Source organism: Haemophilus haemolyticus (assembly GCF_001008275.1).
GTDB lineage: Bacteria > Pseudomonadota > Gammaproteobacteria > Enterobacterales > Pasteurellaceae > Haemophilus > Haemophilus haemolyticus_P.
On the sequence record NZ_LCTH01000024.1, the window covers coordinates 1 to 16,435 of the forward strand.

Genomic DNA, 16,435 nt, shown 5'->3' on the forward strand with positions numbered 1-16,435 from the left:
AACTGTGGTTAATACTTCCCGAAACGATATTTTTTCTGCGGCGAGATGACGGCGTGGTATTTAATGATTTTGCAATATCACCAATTTTCCAGTGATACTCACAATTTTCTGAAATTTTCTTACTAATTTGACACTTTAAAGAAGGGGTAGAAAAGGGATTAAAGATACCCCCCTGTTCAGACAACCAAGCCAACAATTCCCACAAGCGAATTTCCACAATACGATCTGGAATTTCATCGCTGGAAAGTGCTTTTGAAACAATCGAAAAAGCTTGCTGCATAAAAGGATGTACAGGCAAGTGAAACAGGCTTTCAAAGGGTTTTGGCTCCGAAAGCAGTCCAAAAAATCTCTCAACCACTGCATTATCAATAGATAACCAATCCGCTTGATATACACCTAGTTCATCAGGTTCATTAATCACATCAAAGCGTTGATTTCCTGCCAACATTACCATTTCACCAGCTTGGATAATTTTCTCTCCATTTATCCAACGCAAAATTTTCCTACCACGCCTAACCCAAATAACGGTAGGTTGCGTAAAATAGGATTTATCTAGTTTCAATTTATGTCTTTGTATAATAGTACTTTTTTCAGCAAAATTAGGACGAATGGGCATAAAAATTCCTTGTAAAAGTGCGGTCATTTTAAGTAATTTTTTATGAATGTTCTAGATTATGCTAAACACTCTCCTCTATTTTTAAATGAAGGATCATTTAGAATAATCTGCTACCTATAGCTATTTTCAGCGTACAAATAAATACTCACTAGACAGATAAAAGTATCATTCCGTTATGTAATCAAATAGACGGAGAAGATTATAGAGAATCTAACAAGTTTATAGTTTAGGATTGTACTAGATAACTAGCCCCCCTTAACTTATTGTTTTGAAATGGAAATTCTAGATTTTATTTCTCTATGATTAAAATGCCATTATTGTCAGATTAGATCTGATCATCTATAGTTAAGAAGATATTACTCCTAAATTTTAGGAAAATGCGATCTTGCTCTAATTTTTCACGTATAATGTGCGCCTTTCATGAATAACTAAAGATAACAGAATGAGCGAATTAACCCAGTTAGCCCAACAAGAGAAAAAACAAACCTATAATTTCAATAAATTACAAAAACGTCTTCGCCGTAACGTAGGCAACGCCATTGCAGATTTTGGTATGATCAAAGATGGCGATAAAGTCATGGTGTGTTTATCCGGAGGCAAAGACAGTTATACGCTTCTCGATATTTTGTTGAATTTACAGCAAAGTGCACCAATTAAATTTGATATTGTTGCGGTGAACCTTGATCAAAAACAACCAGGGTTCCCAGAGCATGTATTGCCTGAATATTTAGAAAGCATTGGCGTAGATTACAAAATTGTACAAGAAAATACTTACGGAATTGTGAAAGAAAAAATTCCGGAAGGCAAAACCACGTGTTCGCTCTGCTCTCGCCTACGCCGTGGTATTTTGTATCGTACAGCGACAGAACTCGGTGCGACCAAAATCGCCCTTGGCCACCACCGCGATGATATGCTGGCAACATTATTCTTGAATATGTTCTATGGCGGCAAAATGAAATCTATGCCACCAAAATTAATTTCTGACGATGGTAAACAAATTGTGATTCGTCCGCTTGCTTATTGCAAAGAAAAAGACATTGAAAAATATGCCATCGCGAAAGAATTTCCGATTATTCCTTGTAACCTATGTGGATCACAACCAAATCTTCAACGCCAAGTGGTGAAAGAAATGCTTAATACTTGGGATCACCAATATCCTGGACGCTTAGAAACCATGTTCAGCGCAATGCAAAACATTACATTGTCACATATGTGTGATCCGAAATTATTTGATTTCAAAGGAATCAAGCATGGGCAACTAATTGATGGCATTGAAGGCGATACCGCATTTGATGAAGAACGAATCACGCCAATGCACTTTGAGGACGAAGATCAAACTGATTTTTCAAACAACGAAATGATTAACTTTAAAGAAGTAAATTAATATGTTGAATATCAATGGAATTGGAATTGAAGTTGAAACTGATAAAGACGGTTATTTACTCCGTAGCCAACAGTGGAACGAAGATGTCGCTCGTGCTATTGCACAGTTAGAAAATATTGAATTAACTGATGCCCATTGGGAAGTGATTTACTTTGTGAGAGACTTTTATCAAGAATATAACACCTCCCCAGCCATCCGTATGTTGGTAAAAGCCATGGCTGAAAAACTAGGCGCAGATAAAGGTAACAGTCGTTATTTGCAACGCTTATTTCCTGAAGGCCCGGCAAAACAAGCTACCAAATTAGCAGGCTTGCCGAAACCTGCAAAATGCCTATAAAAGTGCGGTCAATTTTTTGAAAATTTTAAACTCTAGGTTTATTTACGACTGGCTTTTTGTAAGATAAAATACAGGCTCTTTTAAACCCTAACTAACAAGGAAATGTTATGAAAATTAGTGCAAGAAACCAATTAAAAGGTAAAGTTGTTTCAATCGAAAACGGTTCAGTAAATGCGATCGTTCACATCGATATCGGTGGCGGTAACGTGCTTTCTTCTACTGTATCTTTAGCAGCAGTTAAAGAATTAAACTTAGAAGTTGGTAAAGAAGCATACGCAATCATCAAAGCAACTTCTGTAATGGTTGGCGTGGAATAATTTCTTCCATAAAAACAGAATTGAATATAACCGCACTTTTAAAAGTGCGGTTTTTTATACCTTATTTTTCCAATCAACACATTTTGAGATAAAAAAATAACGGCAATCGCTGAAACGATCACCGTTAAATTGAAATTACTGTTTAAACAGTAAATTATATTAGTTATTTTCGAAAAGTATTACTCTTCATTCAATAACTTTAATTCACGACTTCTTACTTGATTTTTCAAGATTTCCGCAAATTCTTCCACAGTAAATGTACCTAAATCAGCACCTTTACGGGTACGTACTGCCACTTTGCCTTCTGCGATTTCTTTATCACCACAAACAAGCATATAAGGCACGCGACGTAAAGTATGTTCGCGGATTTTGAAGCCCACTTTTTCGTTACGTAAATCAGTTTTCACGCGTAAACCTACATCAGAAAGCTGTTTCGCAACTTTCTGTACATAGTCTGCTTGGCTATCGGTGATATTCATTACAACCGCTTGGGTTGGAGCTAACCATGCTGGGAAGAAACCTGCATATTCTTCAGTAATGATACCAATGAAACGCTCAATAGAACCTAAAATCGCACGGTGAATCATAACAGGGATTTTACGGCTATTATCTTCAGCCACATAAGTTGCATCTAAACGACCTGGTAATGCAAAGTCTAATTGCACGGTACCACATTGCCATTCACGGCCAATGCTATCACGTAATGCGAATTCAATTTTCGGACCATAGAATGCGCCTTCACCTTCTTGAATTTCATATTCAAGACCGTTGTGCGCTAATGCTGCTGCAAGACCTGCTTCCGCACGATCCCACATTTCATCTGAACCGATACGATTTTCTGGGCGAGTAGAAAGTTTCACTGCGATATTAGTGAAACCAAAGGTGCTATAAATGTCGTACACCATTTTGATACAGCTAGTTACTTCGCTCTCAATTTGATCTTCAGTACAGAAAATGTGTGCATCATCTTGAGTAAAGCCACGCACACGCATTAAACCGTGCAAAGAACCTGATGGCTCATTACGATGGCAAGAACCAAATTCCGCCATACGGATTGGTAAATCACGGTAAGATTTTAAACCTTGATTAAAAATTTGAACGTGTCCTGGACAGTTCATCGGTTTAATTGCATATTCACGGTTTTCAGATTGGGTTGTGAACATTAAATCTGCGTAATTTTGCCAGTGACCAGTTTTTTCCCACAACACGCGATCCATCATAAAAGGACCTTTCACTTCTTGATAATCGTATTGTTTTAATTTAGTACGCACGAAAGTTTCAAGTTCACGGAAAATTGTCCAGCCATCATTGTGCCAGAACACCATACCTGGCGCTTCTTCTTGCATATGATATAAATCTAATGCTTTACCAATTTTACGGTGGTCACGTTTTGCCGCTTCTTCTAAGCGTGTTAAATATTCAGAAAGTTGTTTTTTATCCGCCCAAGCCGTACCATAGATACGTTGTAACATTTTGTTTTTGCTGTCACCACGCCAGTAAGCACCAGCGACTTTTTGTAATTTGAAATGCTGACAGAAACGCATATTTGGCACGTGTGGGCCACGGCACATATCAATATATTCTAAGTGATGATATAACGCAGGCGTTGCAGTACGTTCAATGTTTTCATCTAAAATTGCCATTTTGTATGGCTCGCCGCGTTTTTCAAACGTATCACGCGCTTCTTGCCAAGTAACACGTTTTTTCACGACGTCATAATTGGTTTTTGCCAATTCCAACATACGTTTTTCGATTGCATCTAAATCTTCTTGCGTTAAAGAGCGGTCTAAATCAATGTCATAGTAGAAACCATTTTCAATAGTTGGACCGATTGCCATTTTTACATCTGGGAATAATTGTTTAATAGCATGACCAAACAAGTGTGCACATGAGTGGCGAATAATTTCTAAACCATCTTCATCTTTAGCAGTAATGATTTCAAGTGTTGAATCTTGGTCGATAACATCGCATGCATCACGACGCTCACCATTTACACGGCCTGCGATAGTGGCTTTAGCAAGACCCGCACCAATATCTTGTGCGACTTCAAGAACAGAAACAGGATGATCGAATTGACGTTGGGAACCGTCAGGTAAAGTAATAATTGGCATTGTTTTTTTCCTTATACAGTGGTCACCCATACGAAAGGTGACGTGTTCGTTTAAAATTCTATAAAAATTAACCGCACTTTTGCCCTACTTGGCTTCATTCCTACCATTGAACGAGCGAAATTAGGCAAAAAATGCGTGGCAAATTCTATCACTTTCTTAAGGTATTGTTAAATAAATGCACATATTTTACAGAAAGGAAATAATGTTTTTCTGGCTAGGGGCTTTATATCCTAAAAATAAAGGCTAGAATAACCGCACTTTTAAATACCCAGTTAAGGAATAAAAATGAGCAACGTATTAGTATTAAAATCTAGCATTTCAGGAAATAACGCCCAGACCAATCAATTAGCCGATTATGTTATCGAAAAATTACAAGGTAATAACATTGTCGTACGCGATCTAGCCCAACAACCGCTTCCATATTTTGATGCCACAGCAGCAACAGCTGTACGTGGTGAACCTAAAAACGATGAAGAAAAACAACTTCTTGCACTTTCCGATGAATTAGTCTCCGAATTAAAAAATGCAGAGACTCTGGTTATTGGTGCGCCAATGTATAATCTTGGCATCCCAACACAATTAAAAACTTATTTTGATTTTATCGCTCGCCCACGTGTCACTTTCCAATATACGGCAAATGGACCGGAAGGATTATTAAAAGGTAAAAAAGCGATTGTGTTATGTGCATTTGGTGGGGTGTATGATGAAGAAAATCTAGTGACACAATATATGAAATCAGTTTTAGGTTTTATCGGTATCACTGATGTGCAATTTGTTTATGCACAAGGTATTGGATTCGGACCAGAAGCAATTGAAAAAGCCCAAGCATCTGCAAAAAATAAAATTAATGAAATTTTAGCAGCCCTTTAATCCTCAGATAACCTACAAAACATAAGAAGATTTATTACAAAAAAAGTGCGGTGATTTTACCGCACTTTTCTTCTTATTTTTTCCGTTCAACCCATTTTCCATTGGTGAAATCAACAATCCATTTCGTCGCTTTTCCCTCTTTTTCAGAAGTCACATATTGTTTCTTCTCTTTACGACTAAAACGAACAATCGCTTCATTCCCTTCTGGATCTTTTTGTGGTGCATCCGCTAAATAAGCTAATTTTTCAGGCAAACGCTCGCGATATTGCACAAGTTCAGCGATTTTAACTGGGCGTGTTTCGCGGGATTTCGGGAAATTATGTGCTGACATAAATACACCACTCGCACCGTCACGCAATACAAAATATGCATCAGATTTTTCGCATTTTAGCTCTGGGAAATGTACAGGCTCTTCTTTCGGTGGGGCGACTTCGCCATTTTTCAAAATTTTGCGCGTGTTATCGCAATTTGTACATCCCATATACTTGCCGAAACGACCAAGTTTTAAATGCATATCCGCACCACATTTATCACACTCAACAACTGGGCCATCATAACCTTTAATTTTGAATGAGCCTTCTTCAATTAAATATCCATCACAATTTGGATTATTACCGCAAATATGGATTTTACGATGGGCATCGATTACATAGCTGTCCATTGCCGTTCCACATTTTGTACAACGTTTACGATCCATTAATGCTTTGGTTTCTGAAGATTCATCTAAAACATTCAATAATTCCGCTTCAGGAATTAAATTAATCGTTGTTTTGCACCGCTCTTTTGGTGGTAATGCATAACCTGTACATCCTAAAAATACCCCTGTACTTGCCGTACGAATTGCCATATTTCTGCCACAGGTTGGGCATTTAATATCTGTTTCCACAAGGCTATTTGGGCGCATACCACCTTCAAGTTCATCCAATTCAGCTTTAGAAAGCTGGCTAGAAAAATCCTTGAAGAATTGATTCAATTCAGTTTTCCAATTCACCGAACCAGAGGCAATTTTATCTAAGGTATCTTCCATATTCGCGGTGAAGTCATAATTCATTAATTCACCAAAAGACTCATTGAGGCGATCAGTCACAATTTCGCCCATCTTTTCTGCATAGAAACGACGATTTTCAGTACGAACATAACCACGTTCTTGAATGGTAGAAATAATTGCCGCATAAGTGGAAGGTCGGCCAATACCACGTTTTTCCAATTCTTTTACTAAAGCTGCTTCAGTAAAACGAGCAGGTGGTTTAGTAAAGTGTTGGGTTGGTTGCACTTCTTTTAAAGCAAGTTTTTCTGAAACATCAACTGAAGGCAATTCTTGATCTTCAGGATTTTTGCCTATCTGTGGCAATACTTTTGTCCAACCATCAAAACGTAAAATTCTGCCTTTTGCTTTCAAGGTATAATCGCCAGCTGACACAGTCAATGTACTGCTATCATATTGCGCTGGTGGCATTTGACATGCTAAGAATTGACGCCAAATTAAATCATAAAGGCGTACTGCATCTTTTTCCATTCCCTCTAAGGATTCAGGCAATGCTCGAATATCTGAGGGGCGAATAGCCTCATGCGCCTCTTGCGCATTTTCTTTACTAGAATAGAAATTTGGTTTTTCTGGTAAATATTGTGCACCAAAATGATTTTCAATATAGCTACGTGCCATATTAAGCGCATCTTGACTCAAATTGGTTGAATCCGTACGCATATAAGTAATGTAACCCGCTTCATATAAACGTTGAGCTAACATCATTGTCTTCTTAACACCAAATCCCAAGCGAGTACTTGCAGTTTGTTGAAGTGTTGACGTAATAAATGGTGCACGAGGACGAGAACTTGTCGGCTTAGTTTCCAAATCTGTGACAACGTAATCTGAAACATTCAGAAAATCTACCGCACTTTGTGCTTCTTTTTGATTTTTTGGATCAAATTTTTTGCCTTTATAATCCGTGACATCCAAACGTATAGCTTGTTTATTTTGATTATTCGTAAGAACGGCAACTTCCCAATATTCTTCTGGCTGGAAGGCTTTAATTTCACGCTCGCGTTCTACTAATAATTTAACCGAAACAGATTGAACTCGACCCGCAGAAAGCCCTCGTGCGACTTTTTTCCAAAGTAATGGCGACACCATAAAGCCCACTACTCTATCTAAAAAACGACGAGTTTGTTGTGCATTAACGCGATCCATATTTAATTGTTCAGGCTTTTCAAAAGCCTGTTTAATGGCATTTTTAGTGATTTCGTTAAACACTACACGGCTAAAGCGCTCATCATCGCCACCAATCACCTCGCGTAAATGCCATGCAATAGCTTCCCCTTCTCTATCCAAGTCAGTTGCGAGATAAATGTGATCTGCTTTTTTAGCAAGCGACTTTAATTCGGAAACCACTTTTTCTTTACCAGGCAAAATCTGATAATTTGCTTTCCAATCGTGATAAGGATCAATCCCCATACGTTTAACTAAGGCATTACGTTCCTTTTCAGCCTTAATTTTTGCTTTTTCTTCGGCATCCATACCTTTGGTTGAAATTGGTTTAGCTTTTTCACCTGTACTAGAACCAACCGTCGGCAAATCACGAATATGTCCAACACTAGATTTCACCACATATTGGCTACCTAAATATTTATTGATGGTCTTTGCTTTTGCCGGCGACTCCACAATCACCAAGGATTTACTCATTTGATTACCTAATATCACTAGAATTTTGTAAAATTGGGGGTATAGTGCAAAGTTATGTAGGCAAAATCAAGCATTTTTTCAAAAAAGGTCTATAAATGGATAAACTCAACGCGATTTCTATTTTCTGCAAAGTCATTGAAACCCAAAGTTTTACATTGGCTGCAAAGCAACAAAATATTTCTGTGGCAATGGCAAGCAAATTAGTTTCACAGTTAGAAGAACATTTAAAAACACGATTGTTACAACGTACCACCAGAAAAATTATGCCTACTGAAGCGGGAATGATGTATTACCAACGCTGCCAAGGAATTTTGCTTGATTTAGATGAAGCAGATTCTAGCATCACTCACCTTACCTGTTCATTACAAGGAAATTTACTTATTTCTGTTCCTCGTGATTTTGGCTTGCTTTTTATCGTACCGAATTTACCACTGTTTATTGCCGAACATCCTAATCTACATGTTGAAATTGAGTTTAATGATAAAAAAATTGACCTTGTGGCAGAAGGCTATGATCTTGCATTACGTATCGGCCATATGGCGGACAGTTCTCTTGTATCACGCAAAATCAGTACAAATACGCTACACTTTGTGGCATCACCAAGCTATCTTGAAGCGAATGGTATTCCACAAACGCCTGATGATTTAGAACAGCACAATGGCTTACTTTATAAAAATGTAATGAATCAAGTGAATTGGGTTGGCTCACGCATAAATCAAACACAACGTTTCAAAATCCAATCCAAAGTGGTAAGCAATAGCGGTTTAGCCTTATTAGAAATGGCAAAAGCAGGGCTAGGAATTGTGAATTTACCTAGATTTATTGTTGGTGAATCTCTCGAAAAAGGGGAACTCATCGAAGTGTTGCCAGAATATAAACAACAAAAATTAGAAATTCATGTGGTCTATCCAAACAGAAGACATTTACCAATAAAAGTGCGGGCATTTATTGAATTTTTATCTGGCTTAGGCTTGTGTTCAGAAATTTTGGAAAATCCTGAAGATAGTCACTAAACACCATAAAAAAATACCGCACTTAGGCAACCCCAAGTGCGGTTATTTTTATGCGTGTTTTTTATAATGCTTTTAAGATATCTTCAACACGATCTTTTGCATCACCAAAGAGCATTTGCGTATTCTCTTTGAAGAATAATGGGTTTTGTACGCCAGCGTAACCCACTGCCATTGAACGTTTGAACACAATCACATTTTGCGCTTTCCATACTTCTAACACAGGCATTCCCGCGATTGGGCTATTTGGATCTTCCATTGCAGCTGGGTTTACCGTATCGTTCGCACCGATAACCAATACCACATCGGTATCAGCGAAATCGTCGTTGATTTCATCCATTTCAAGTACGACATCGTAAGGCACTTTTGCTTCGGCTAAAAGCACGTTCATGTGGCCCGGTAAACGTCCTGCAACAGGGTGAATACCAAAACGAACGTTCACACCACGTTCACGCAATTTTGCCGTAATATCAGCGACTGGATATTGTGCTTGTGCCACAGCCATACCATATCCTGGAGTGATAATCACAGAACTTGCATTTTTCAACAATTCAGCCACTTCTTCTGCTGTAGTTTCACGGTGTTCGCCTTGTTCTTCGCTTGAAGAAACTTGAACATCGTTACCAAAACCACCTGCAATTACGCTCACAAATGAACGGTTCATCGCTTTACACATAATGTAAGAAAGAATTGCACCAGAAGAACCAACAAGCGCACCTGTTACGATGAGCAAGTCATTATTCAACATAAAACCTGCCGCTGCCGCTGCCCAACCTGAATAAGAGTTAAGCATTGATACCACAACTGGCATATCTGCCCCACCGATTGAAGCCACTAAGTGCCAGCCGAATGCAAGCGCAATCGCTGTCATTAATAACACAGGGAAAATGCTTTCTGGATTATTCAAGAATGCAACCATCAATAATGCAGATACCACAAGTGCGGCTAAATTTAATTTATGGCGATGCGGCAACATTAATGCTTTTGAATTAATTTTTCCGCTTAATTTACCAAATGCAACAACAGAACCAGTGAAAGTTACTGCACCGATAAAAATACCTAAAAATACTTCAACATTATGAATATTCGTTAATACTGCTTGCTCTGCTACAAATGCGGCTTGTGCTGCTGCATCTAATCCTTCTGGCATTAATGCCTCATGGTGTAAACCATAGCTATTAAAGCCTACGAGTACAGCCGCTAAACCGACGAAACTGTGAAGAATCGCCACAAGTTCTGGCATTTCAGTCATTTCTACTTTTAATGCACGTTGAACACCGATTGCACCACCGATGATCATTGCAATAATGATCCAAAATGTTCCTTCAGAATGAGGTCCAAAAATGGTTGCGATAAGGGCAATTGTCATACCAACAATACCGAACCAACAACCTGCTTTAGCAGTTTCATGTTTAGAAAGTCCTGCCAAGCTCATAATGAAAAGTAATGCTGCTAAAATATACGCAGCCTGTACTAAACCTTCAGACATTGTGCGCTCCTTAACCTTTTCTAAACATTGCTAACATACGTTGTGTGACACGGAAACCACCAAAAATATTGATGCTTGCCACCAAAATCGCCACAAAAGCTAAGGCATCGATAAATAGATTGCCTGTTGGCTGACGAATTTGTAATAACGCACCTACAATAATAATGCCTGAAATTGCATTTGTTACTGCCATTAATGGTGTGTGAAGTGCATGGCTAACATTCCAAACCACGTAATAACCCACCACACAAGCTAAAACAAATACAGTGAAATGTGATAAAAATGCAGCTGGCGCTACAGAAGCTAACCAAAGGAATAACACACCTACACCTGCCATCACACCGTATTTCACACGAGGATCTGTTGGTTTAGATTCTTTTTTCTCTGCCACTGGTGCAGCTTTGGTTTCTTGTTTTGGTTGTGCAGACACTTGAATTTGTGCTGGTGGAATTTCTTCCCCATCACGAACAACGGTTACACCACGAAGAACCACATCTTCAAAATCAATATTGATATTGCCATCTTTCTCTTTGCACAAAAGTTTTAATAAATTGACTAAGTTTGTGCCGTAAAGTTGGGAAGATTGCGTTGATAAGCGGCTTGGGAAATCCGTATAACCAATCACTTTCACTTGGTTTTCAGTTGTAACAACTTTCCCTGCTTGCGTATATTCACAGTTACCGCCAGTTGCAGCCGCTAAATCCACAATCACCGAACCAGGTTTCATTGAATCCACCATTTCTTTGGTGATTAAACGAGGCGCTGGTTTACCCGGAATGGCTGCCGTAGTAATAATAATATCGACTTCTTTAGCTTGTTCTGCGTAAAGCTCCATCGCACGACGGTTAAATTCTTCCGACATCACTTTCGCATAACCATCACCACTGCCACCTTCTTCTTTAAAATCAATTTCTAAGAAGCTTGCCCCCATACTTTGAACTTGCTCTTTCACTTCAGGACGAGAGTCAAAAGCACGAACAATCGCCCCAAGGCTATTTGCCGCACCAATTGCTGCTAAACCAGCCACACCAGCACCAATCACCAACACTTTTGCTGGTGGAACTTTACCTGCAGCAGTAATTTGCCCAGTAAAGAAGCTTCCGAATTCATGCGCAGCTTCAATGACAGCACGATAACCAGAAATATTCGCCATAGAAGAAAGTGCATCCAATGCTTGCGCACGAGAAATACGAGGCACCGCATCCATTGCTAACACATTAATTTTCTTCGCGGTGAGTTTTTTCATTAACTCAGGATTTTGCATACGCCAAATAAAGCTCACAAGCGTTGCCCCTTCCTTCATTTGAGCAATTTCTTCATCTGTCGGTGCATTTACTTTGAAGATAATATCCGATTGCCAAATTTCAGCCGACGTACCGATCTTCGCGCCCGCCTCTAAAAATGCTTGATCTTCAAAACTAGCTTTAAAACCTGCATCGTGTTCCACGATCACGTCAAAGCCCAATTTCAATATTTGCTGAACCGTTTTCGGCGTTGCCGCCACACGGCTCTCATTCTCAAGCAGCTCTCTAGGTACACCAATTAACATACTGTTTCCCTCTGATTGATGATTGGGTTGATGAGATTAATGAACAAACCTTCGCCTATTCATCGTTAAAATGACAAAAAGTCAAACGGATACAACTGTATCATTGATTGAATGAAAATAGGTAACGTTTTTAAGTGGTTTTACAAGATATTGTGATAGGGATCACGAAAAATCTCATATAAAAACACCTCAAAAATTTACCGCACTCCAACAGAATAGTTACCCAACACTTCTTCATTAAAACGACTCTAATTTACCACTTTAACTTAGTGCAAGCTCTGTTTTTATCGCAGCAATCTCTTCTTCTCCCCACCCTCTCATCAAAGCCCACTGAAAGTGCGGTCAGATTCATGTTATTTTTGCTTTGAACAAGCGTACTGCCATTGCCATCGTTAATAATATCTGCACCTTTAGCGTTCAGATTATTTGATGAGAGTTGTAACTGGCCATCTTCTCCTTTTACATGGAAAAGTGCTTTACGAGCCAGTGTCATTTCACTCCGTTGAAAATGAGATAAATCCACCTTTGTCGTCATCGTGGTACTTTCGTGATTTAAATCACCGCCCACATCCACCAAGAGGGCGCGCTCAGCTTCCACTTTACCGCCGATATTATCGAAGTTATGCGTGGTGTTGATGCCTACTTTATCCCCCGTAATGGTGCCTGCGTTGAATAAGCTTTCGGTATTTAATAACGTAAGTTTACGGCCTGCAATGGTGCCACTATTGGTTAAACGGTTACTCCGCAAATCAATCACATCCGCTGAAATCAACGTGCCTTCGCCATTTAAGTCTCCTTTCTGCGCCATGGCATAGACACGAGGCGCCATCACTTTGACTTGTTTTCCGCTTGGTAAGGTCACTACGAGAAGTTGGATGTGAAATTATAAGATTTGCTTAAAAATAAACAGCCCTGAAAATACAAAAGTGCGGGCAGTTTTGAGAGGTTTTAAAACTCTTTGAAAATTGACCGCACTTTATTAGTTTCCTTTAAAAGTTATCTTTCTCTAATGAATTCGACTGGAATACCATCGGATAACCATACCTTCTCATTACCTATATAAAACTTAATGCCTTTAGATTGAGCTAATTCTGTATCAATTATCAGAAGAATTGTCTCTCCTTTTTTTCTATTTCCAACCAATGTTGCTGTCTCAACATCCTCAGATAAATGTACATATTGACGAGACATCGGTTTCAATCCATTTAATTTAATATCATCTAAATAATTTATACTTGTCCCATGGTATAAATACTTTGGTGGATAACCAATTTCTTTAGAAATTTTCATTGGAATTGAATGCCCATAGAAAGCTCTTATTTTTCCATTTTTAATCTCATGTCTTTTCTTTTCCGATAGGTTGATCATTTTAACTAGATCGTCTTCGGTTAACATATTCCATTTTTCATCACTATTTCTAAATGATGAAATTAATTGTTCAACAGAAACCCAACCTTCAGAATCCAGTTCTAATTCATATTCCCATGGGGCATGACGAAGCGCATAGGAAACTTCTTTACTTAAATTTAAATAGTCCATTTTAACCTTCCTTAACAGCTTTTATTTCTTCTGACAACCATTCATCAAAAGAGTCTTTTTCATAAGGTGGATCATTAGTTCCTAAATCATATACGTATACCCTAGGATTCCCTGAATAATCAGTTAGGTCAAAGCAAGCTGCTAAATCATCATTTCTAGCAAAAGAAATTAAATTCGGAACACCAGTTAGTTCTTCTAAAATAGCTGAATGTTGAATAATACTGTCTCTATGATTCTCAAACCACCAAGGAAAATATTCTAATTGATTTATAATAGACAAGTCTTTAGAAAGCTTGATATAACCATTAGGGTAGCTAAAATTATTAGGTAACATAGCTTTAGGATATAAGTTAAATTTTACTTGCATAATAAAGAACCTTATTTTTTTACTTTAGGATCATAAATTGAACCGTGAGGATATTTAATATTCCAATTATTAGGTATTCCATCTCCTTTAATAGTTCCTTGTTTCTCAATTCTTAAAAGAATTGCCTCACCCCATGTATTTGGGAACACTCCATTTACTTGAAAGCGCTCCACCTCTCTAGCAGTTAGCTTTTCATTAAAAGAATGAACGTTAGCCTCCACCTTTATTCCAGCTTCTCGTGCTGCCAAAATGCGAGTATTATCCATACTTGTTGGAGCACTATCTGGCATGTTTACCACGTCTACAGGTTTTCCATTCCAACCATTCTTTCTCATATCTTCAACCATTGTATCATAATTATAACCCTTACCTTTTTTCTGATAAGACACTGTTGCTTGAGAAAACGACACTTCTGAAGGATCAAGCATCTGTCGTCCAGTCGCTAAAACACTCTTTAATTTTTCAGTTCTAGGATCTACATAAGCATTACCAGCACCACTTGAACGATAATCCTCATCCCCAACATTAGTACGCTTATACCCATCCATCCCTGATGTCGGATAAGCTTTATTTTTTCCACTAATTAAGCTCTTAACATTGCTTAATCCAACTTTTGCAGAACCTGCTACTGCCCCCAGACCTATTGCTGTACCAGCTTCCATCAAATTCAAACCAAATTTTGTGGTATCCGAAAGCTTGCTAAAACTTTCTGCATTTTCACTTTCAACTAAATTAGATAATGCAATACGATTTGCTGTATTTAAATCATTTGGATAATACACCGTCATACGACTAAAGAACCCCAAATTTCTCTCAAGCTCTTCACCCCCGGTGTTCATTTCATGTAAATGTGCTGTTTCACAAGCCACATTCCCCTTACACGCTATGAGTTGCTGGCGGTTTTCCTCACTAATCCCTTTATATTTCTCTAAAATCGGTTTAGTATCACGGCCTTCTTTTTGTGCTTTGCTCAGTTCTCGAATGAGATTCTCAACATCTGCAACACTTAGGTAATTATTTTCTACCGCACTTTTAGCCGTTCCAGCCCCAGAGGTGGCAGCAAGGAAATTACCACCTTGTTCCGCAGTGGTGCCATTTGCCTTCGCCGTCAATGCCGCAGCTAATCCGCCCGCCAACTGACTTAACGTGCTAATGTTTTCCTTCTCATTTGCTGTAAGTTGATTTGGCGTTTTATTATAGATTGCCTGCGTAAGGATTTGTGCAGTCACTTCTCCTGTCACCCCAGCCACTGCACCTGTTAACGGGTCTTTGCCTGTCACTTGGAACTCCACCGCAGAAAGCAGCGCATGCGCCATAAGGTTAGTCGCTTTGTCTTTTGCTGTATCGCCTGCTGTCATCTCGTGGATGGTTTTGTTGAGGTAAGGCGAAGCCAGTGCAACAAGACTGCCTGCGGTATCGTTTTGTGCCGCCGCTTGTAATGCCGCTGTCACCGCGCGAATCGCCATGCCTGTCTTACTTCCAATGCCGTAAGTGCCGTCTATGTCATTTTGAATAGCGGTAATTTGTTTACCGATTTCTTGCGCTTGCGTACTTGATTTACCGTATTTTTCTTCCGCTTTAAATTTTTCCAATGACAGTTTATTAATCTTCTCACGCTCATTATACATGGCAATGCTTATTGCGTTGTTGCTGATGTCGCCTATCAACTTAGATCATTTCTTATTTTTCTTTATAGAAGTAAGAAATATAATAGGTATCACCAAAATATGGAGTTTTATACTAGAAATAATAGATTCTTCTGCAAGAAGAATATAATTTACATATTTTACTCCTGCATCAAATTTTACATAAGAAATAGCCATAAAATAAAATAAAGCAAAAATAAGAATGCTTATAACGACACCAATAATAAATTTCATTACTTTTTCTCCTTATTTACATCTTGGTATGTTTCTTTTGCTTTATCACTAACAATTGCTCCTCCTATTGTATTTAAAAAGGTCTTTGGTAGAGGGGGGAAGCCTAATCTATTTGATATTGTTTCAGCCACAAATCCAAATCCACTACCAGCTGAACTGCCAATCATCTCCGTTTTAATTTGTCTATCTGTAGCTCCTGGTTTATTAACCTCATACATTAAATCAAAAGCAAAACTGTTAAGAGCTTGCGCTCCAGGTTTTAATTTTGAAAGAAGAGGAACCTTAA

At 38.5% G+C, this 16,435-nt stretch carries 16 protein-coding genes; 5 read left to right on the forward strand and 11 right to left on the reverse strand.

What is annotated here, in order from left to right:
* Nucleotides 1-643, reverse strand: a 643-nt coding sequence (locus AAX15_RS03445; RefSeq protein ID WP_230599588.1) for an AraC family transcriptional regulator, incomplete at its 3' end; no start/stop codon positions are given.
* A 415-nt stretch (nucleotides 644-1,058) separates the two neighbouring features.
* Here AAX15_RS03445 and ttcA point away from each other — a divergent pair.
* The 3 genes from ttcA to AAX15_RS03460 all read left to right on the forward strand — a co-directional run bounded on the left by ttcA (nucleotide 1,059) and on the right by AAX15_RS03460 (nucleotide 2,654).
* Complete coding sequence (gene ttcA, locus AAX15_RS03450; protein ID WP_046939155.1) at nucleotides 1,059-2,000, forward strand: tRNA 2-thiocytidine(32) synthetase TtcA; 942 nt, start codon at nucleotides 1,059-1,061, stop codon at nucleotides 1,998-2,000.
* A gap of 1 nt (nucleotide 2,001) precedes the next feature.
* Nucleotides 2,002-2,337: a TusE/DsrC/DsvC family sulfur relay protein gene (locus tag AAX15_RS03455; RefSeq protein ID WP_046939156.1), complete on the forward strand. Its 336-nt coding sequence runs from the start codon at nucleotides 2,002-2,004 to the stop codon at nucleotides 2,335-2,337.
* Nucleotides 2,338-2,444: 107 nt separating this feature from the next.
* Nucleotides 2,445-2,654: a TOBE domain-containing protein gene (locus AAX15_RS03460; RefSeq protein WP_005631673.1), complete on the forward strand. Its 210-nt coding sequence runs from the start codon at nucleotides 2,445-2,447 to the stop codon at nucleotides 2,652-2,654.
* 179 nt (nucleotides 2,655-2,833) lie between these two features.
* Here AAX15_RS03460 and thrS read toward each other — a convergent pair whose 3' ends face one another.
* The gene (gene thrS / locus AAX15_RS03465) at nucleotides 2,834-4,765 is read right to left on the reverse strand and encodes a threonine--tRNA ligase (RefSeq protein ID WP_046939157.1); all 1,932 of its coding nucleotides are present in this window, start codon (nucleotides 4,763-4,765) and stop codon (nucleotides 2,834-2,836) included.
* A gap of 285 nt (nucleotides 4,766-5,050) precedes the next feature.
* Here thrS and AAX15_RS03470 point away from each other — a divergent pair, with 285 nt between their 5' ends.
* Nucleotides 5,051-5,635, forward strand: coding sequence for an FMN-dependent NADH-azoreductase (locus AAX15_RS03470; RefSeq protein ID WP_046939158.1), 585 nt, complete (start codon nucleotides 5,051-5,053; stop codon nucleotides 5,633-5,635).
* 73 nt (nucleotides 5,636-5,708) lie between these two features.
* On the opposite strand, the gene topA is transcribed toward AAX15_RS03470, so the two are convergent.
* Nucleotides 5,709-8,315: a type I DNA topoisomerase gene (gene topA, locus AAX15_RS03475; protein ID WP_046939159.1), complete on the reverse strand. Its 2,607-nt coding sequence runs from the start codon at nucleotides 8,313-8,315 to the stop codon at nucleotides 5,709-5,711.
* Nucleotides 8,316-8,410: 95 nt separating this feature from the next.
* On the opposite strand from topA, the gene AAX15_RS03480 reads away from it, so the two are divergent.
* Nucleotides 8,411-9,328 (forward strand): LysR family transcriptional regulator, encoded by a 918-nt coding sequence (locus AAX15_RS03480; RefSeq protein ID WP_046939160.1) that lies wholly within the window; start codon nucleotides 8,411-8,413, stop codon nucleotides 9,326-9,328.
* A gap of 61 nt (nucleotides 9,329-9,389) precedes the next feature.
* Here the strand turns inward: AAX15_RS03480 and pntB are convergent, their stop codons facing one another.
* The 8 genes from pntB to AAX15_RS09525 form a co-directional block, all read right to left on the reverse strand.
* The gene (gene pntB / locus AAX15_RS03485) at nucleotides 9,390-10,814 is read right to left on the reverse strand and encodes a Re/Si-specific NAD(P)(+) transhydrogenase subunit beta (protein ID WP_005637794.1); all 1,425 of its coding nucleotides are present in this window, start codon (nucleotides 10,812-10,814) and stop codon (nucleotides 9,390-9,392) included.
* A gap of 10 nt (nucleotides 10,815-10,824) precedes the next feature.
* Nucleotides 10,825-12,363 (reverse strand): Re/Si-specific NAD(P)(+) transhydrogenase subunit alpha, encoded by a 1,539-nt coding sequence (gene pntA / locus AAX15_RS03490; RefSeq protein ID WP_046939161.1) that lies wholly within the window; start codon nucleotides 12,361-12,363, stop codon nucleotides 10,825-10,827.
* A gap of 253 nt (nucleotides 12,364-12,616) precedes the next feature.
* Nucleotides 12,617-13,192 carry a hypothetical protein gene (locus AAX15_RS03495; RefSeq protein WP_155397810.1) on the reverse strand — a complete coding sequence of 192 codons (576 nt, stop codon included), beginning with the start codon at nucleotides 13,190-13,192 and terminating at the stop codon, nucleotides 12,617-12,619.
* Between the two features lie 167 nt (nucleotides 13,193-13,359).
* Nucleotides 13,360-13,902 carry an RNA 2'-phosphotransferase gene (locus tag AAX15_RS03500; protein ID WP_005637792.1) on the reverse strand — a complete coding sequence of 181 codons (543 nt, stop codon included), beginning with the start codon at nucleotides 13,900-13,902 and terminating at the stop codon, nucleotides 13,360-13,362.
* 1 nt (nucleotide 13,903) lies between these two features.
* Nucleotides 13,904-14,269 carry an SMI1/KNR4 family protein gene (locus AAX15_RS03505; protein ID WP_005637791.1) on the reverse strand — a complete coding sequence of 122 codons (366 nt, stop codon included), beginning with the start codon at nucleotides 14,267-14,269 and terminating at the stop codon, nucleotides 13,904-13,906.
* Nucleotides 14,270-14,280: 11 nt separating this feature from the next.
* Nucleotides 14,281-15,897 carry a VENN motif pre-toxin domain-containing protein gene (locus AAX15_RS09685; RefSeq protein WP_080950417.1) on the reverse strand — a complete coding sequence of 539 codons (1,617 nt, stop codon included), beginning with the start codon at nucleotides 15,895-15,897 and terminating at the stop codon, nucleotides 14,281-14,283.
* A 45-nt stretch (nucleotides 15,898-15,942) separates the two neighbouring features.
* Nucleotides 15,943-16,149 (reverse strand): hypothetical protein, encoded by a 207-nt coding sequence (locus AAX15_RS03515; protein ID WP_032827145.1) that lies wholly within the window; start codon nucleotides 16,147-16,149, stop codon nucleotides 15,943-15,945.
* The coding region (locus AAX15_RS09525) for a hypothetical protein (protein WP_046939162.1) at nucleotides 16,149-16,435 on the reverse strand (287 nt) is incomplete at its 5' end. The genes AAX15_RS03515 and AAX15_RS09525, both read right to left, overlap by 1 nt.

What these genes read in the sequence shown, in the direction of transcription:
- ttcA (WP_046939155.1), top strand. Translation starts at nt 1,059, where the DNA reads ATGAGCGAATTAACCCAGTTAGCCCAACAAGAGAAAAAACAAACCTAT.
- AAX15_RS03455 (WP_046939156.1), top strand. Translation starts at nt 2,002, where the DNA reads ATGTTGAATATCAATGGAATTGGAATTGAAGTTGAAACTGATAAAGAC.
- AAX15_RS03460 (WP_005631673.1), top strand. Translation starts at nt 2,445, where the DNA reads ATGAAAATTAGTGCAAGAAACCAATTAAAAGGTAAAGTTGTTTCAATC.
- thrS (WP_046939157.1), bottom strand. Translation starts at nt 4,765, where the DNA reads ATGCCAATTATTACTTTACCTGACGGTTCCCAACGTCAATTCGATCAT.
- AAX15_RS03470 (WP_046939158.1), top strand. Translation starts at nt 5,051, where the DNA reads ATGAGCAACGTATTAGTATTAAAATCTAGCATTTCAGGAAATAACGCC.
- topA (WP_046939159.1), bottom strand. Translation starts at nt 8,315, where the DNA reads ATGAGTAAATCCTTGGTGATTGTGGAGTCGCCGGCAAAAGCAAAGACC.
- AAX15_RS03480 (WP_046939160.1), top strand. Translation starts at nt 8,411, where the DNA reads ATGGATAAACTCAACGCGATTTCTATTTTCTGCAAAGTCATTGAAACC.
- pntB (WP_005637794.1), bottom strand. Translation starts at nt 10,814, where the DNA reads ATGTCTGAAGGTTTAGTACAGGCTGCGTATATTTTAGCAGCATTACTT.
- pntA (WP_046939161.1), bottom strand. Translation starts at nt 12,363, where the DNA reads ATGTTAATTGGTGTACCTAGAGAGCTGCTTGAGAATGAGAGCCGTGTG.
- AAX15_RS03495 (WP_155397810.1), bottom strand. Translation starts at nt 13,192, where the DNA reads ATGGCGCCTCGTGTCTATGCCATGGCGCAGAAAGGAGACTTAAATGGC.
- AAX15_RS03500 (WP_005637792.1), bottom strand. Translation starts at nt 13,902, where the DNA reads ATGGACTATTTAAATTTAAGTAAAGAAGTTTCCTATGCGCTTCGTCAT.
- AAX15_RS03505 (WP_005637791.1), bottom strand. Translation starts at nt 14,269, where the DNA reads ATGCAAGTAAAATTTAACTTATATCCTAAAGCTATGTTACCTAATAAT.
- AAX15_RS09685 (WP_080950417.1), bottom strand. Translation starts at nt 15,897, where the DNA reads ATGTATAATGAGCGTGAGAAGATTAATAAACTGTCATTGGAAAAATTT.
- AAX15_RS03515 (WP_032827145.1), bottom strand. Translation starts at nt 16,149, where the DNA reads ATGAAATTTATTATTGGTGTCGTTATAAGCATTCTTATTTTTGCTTTA.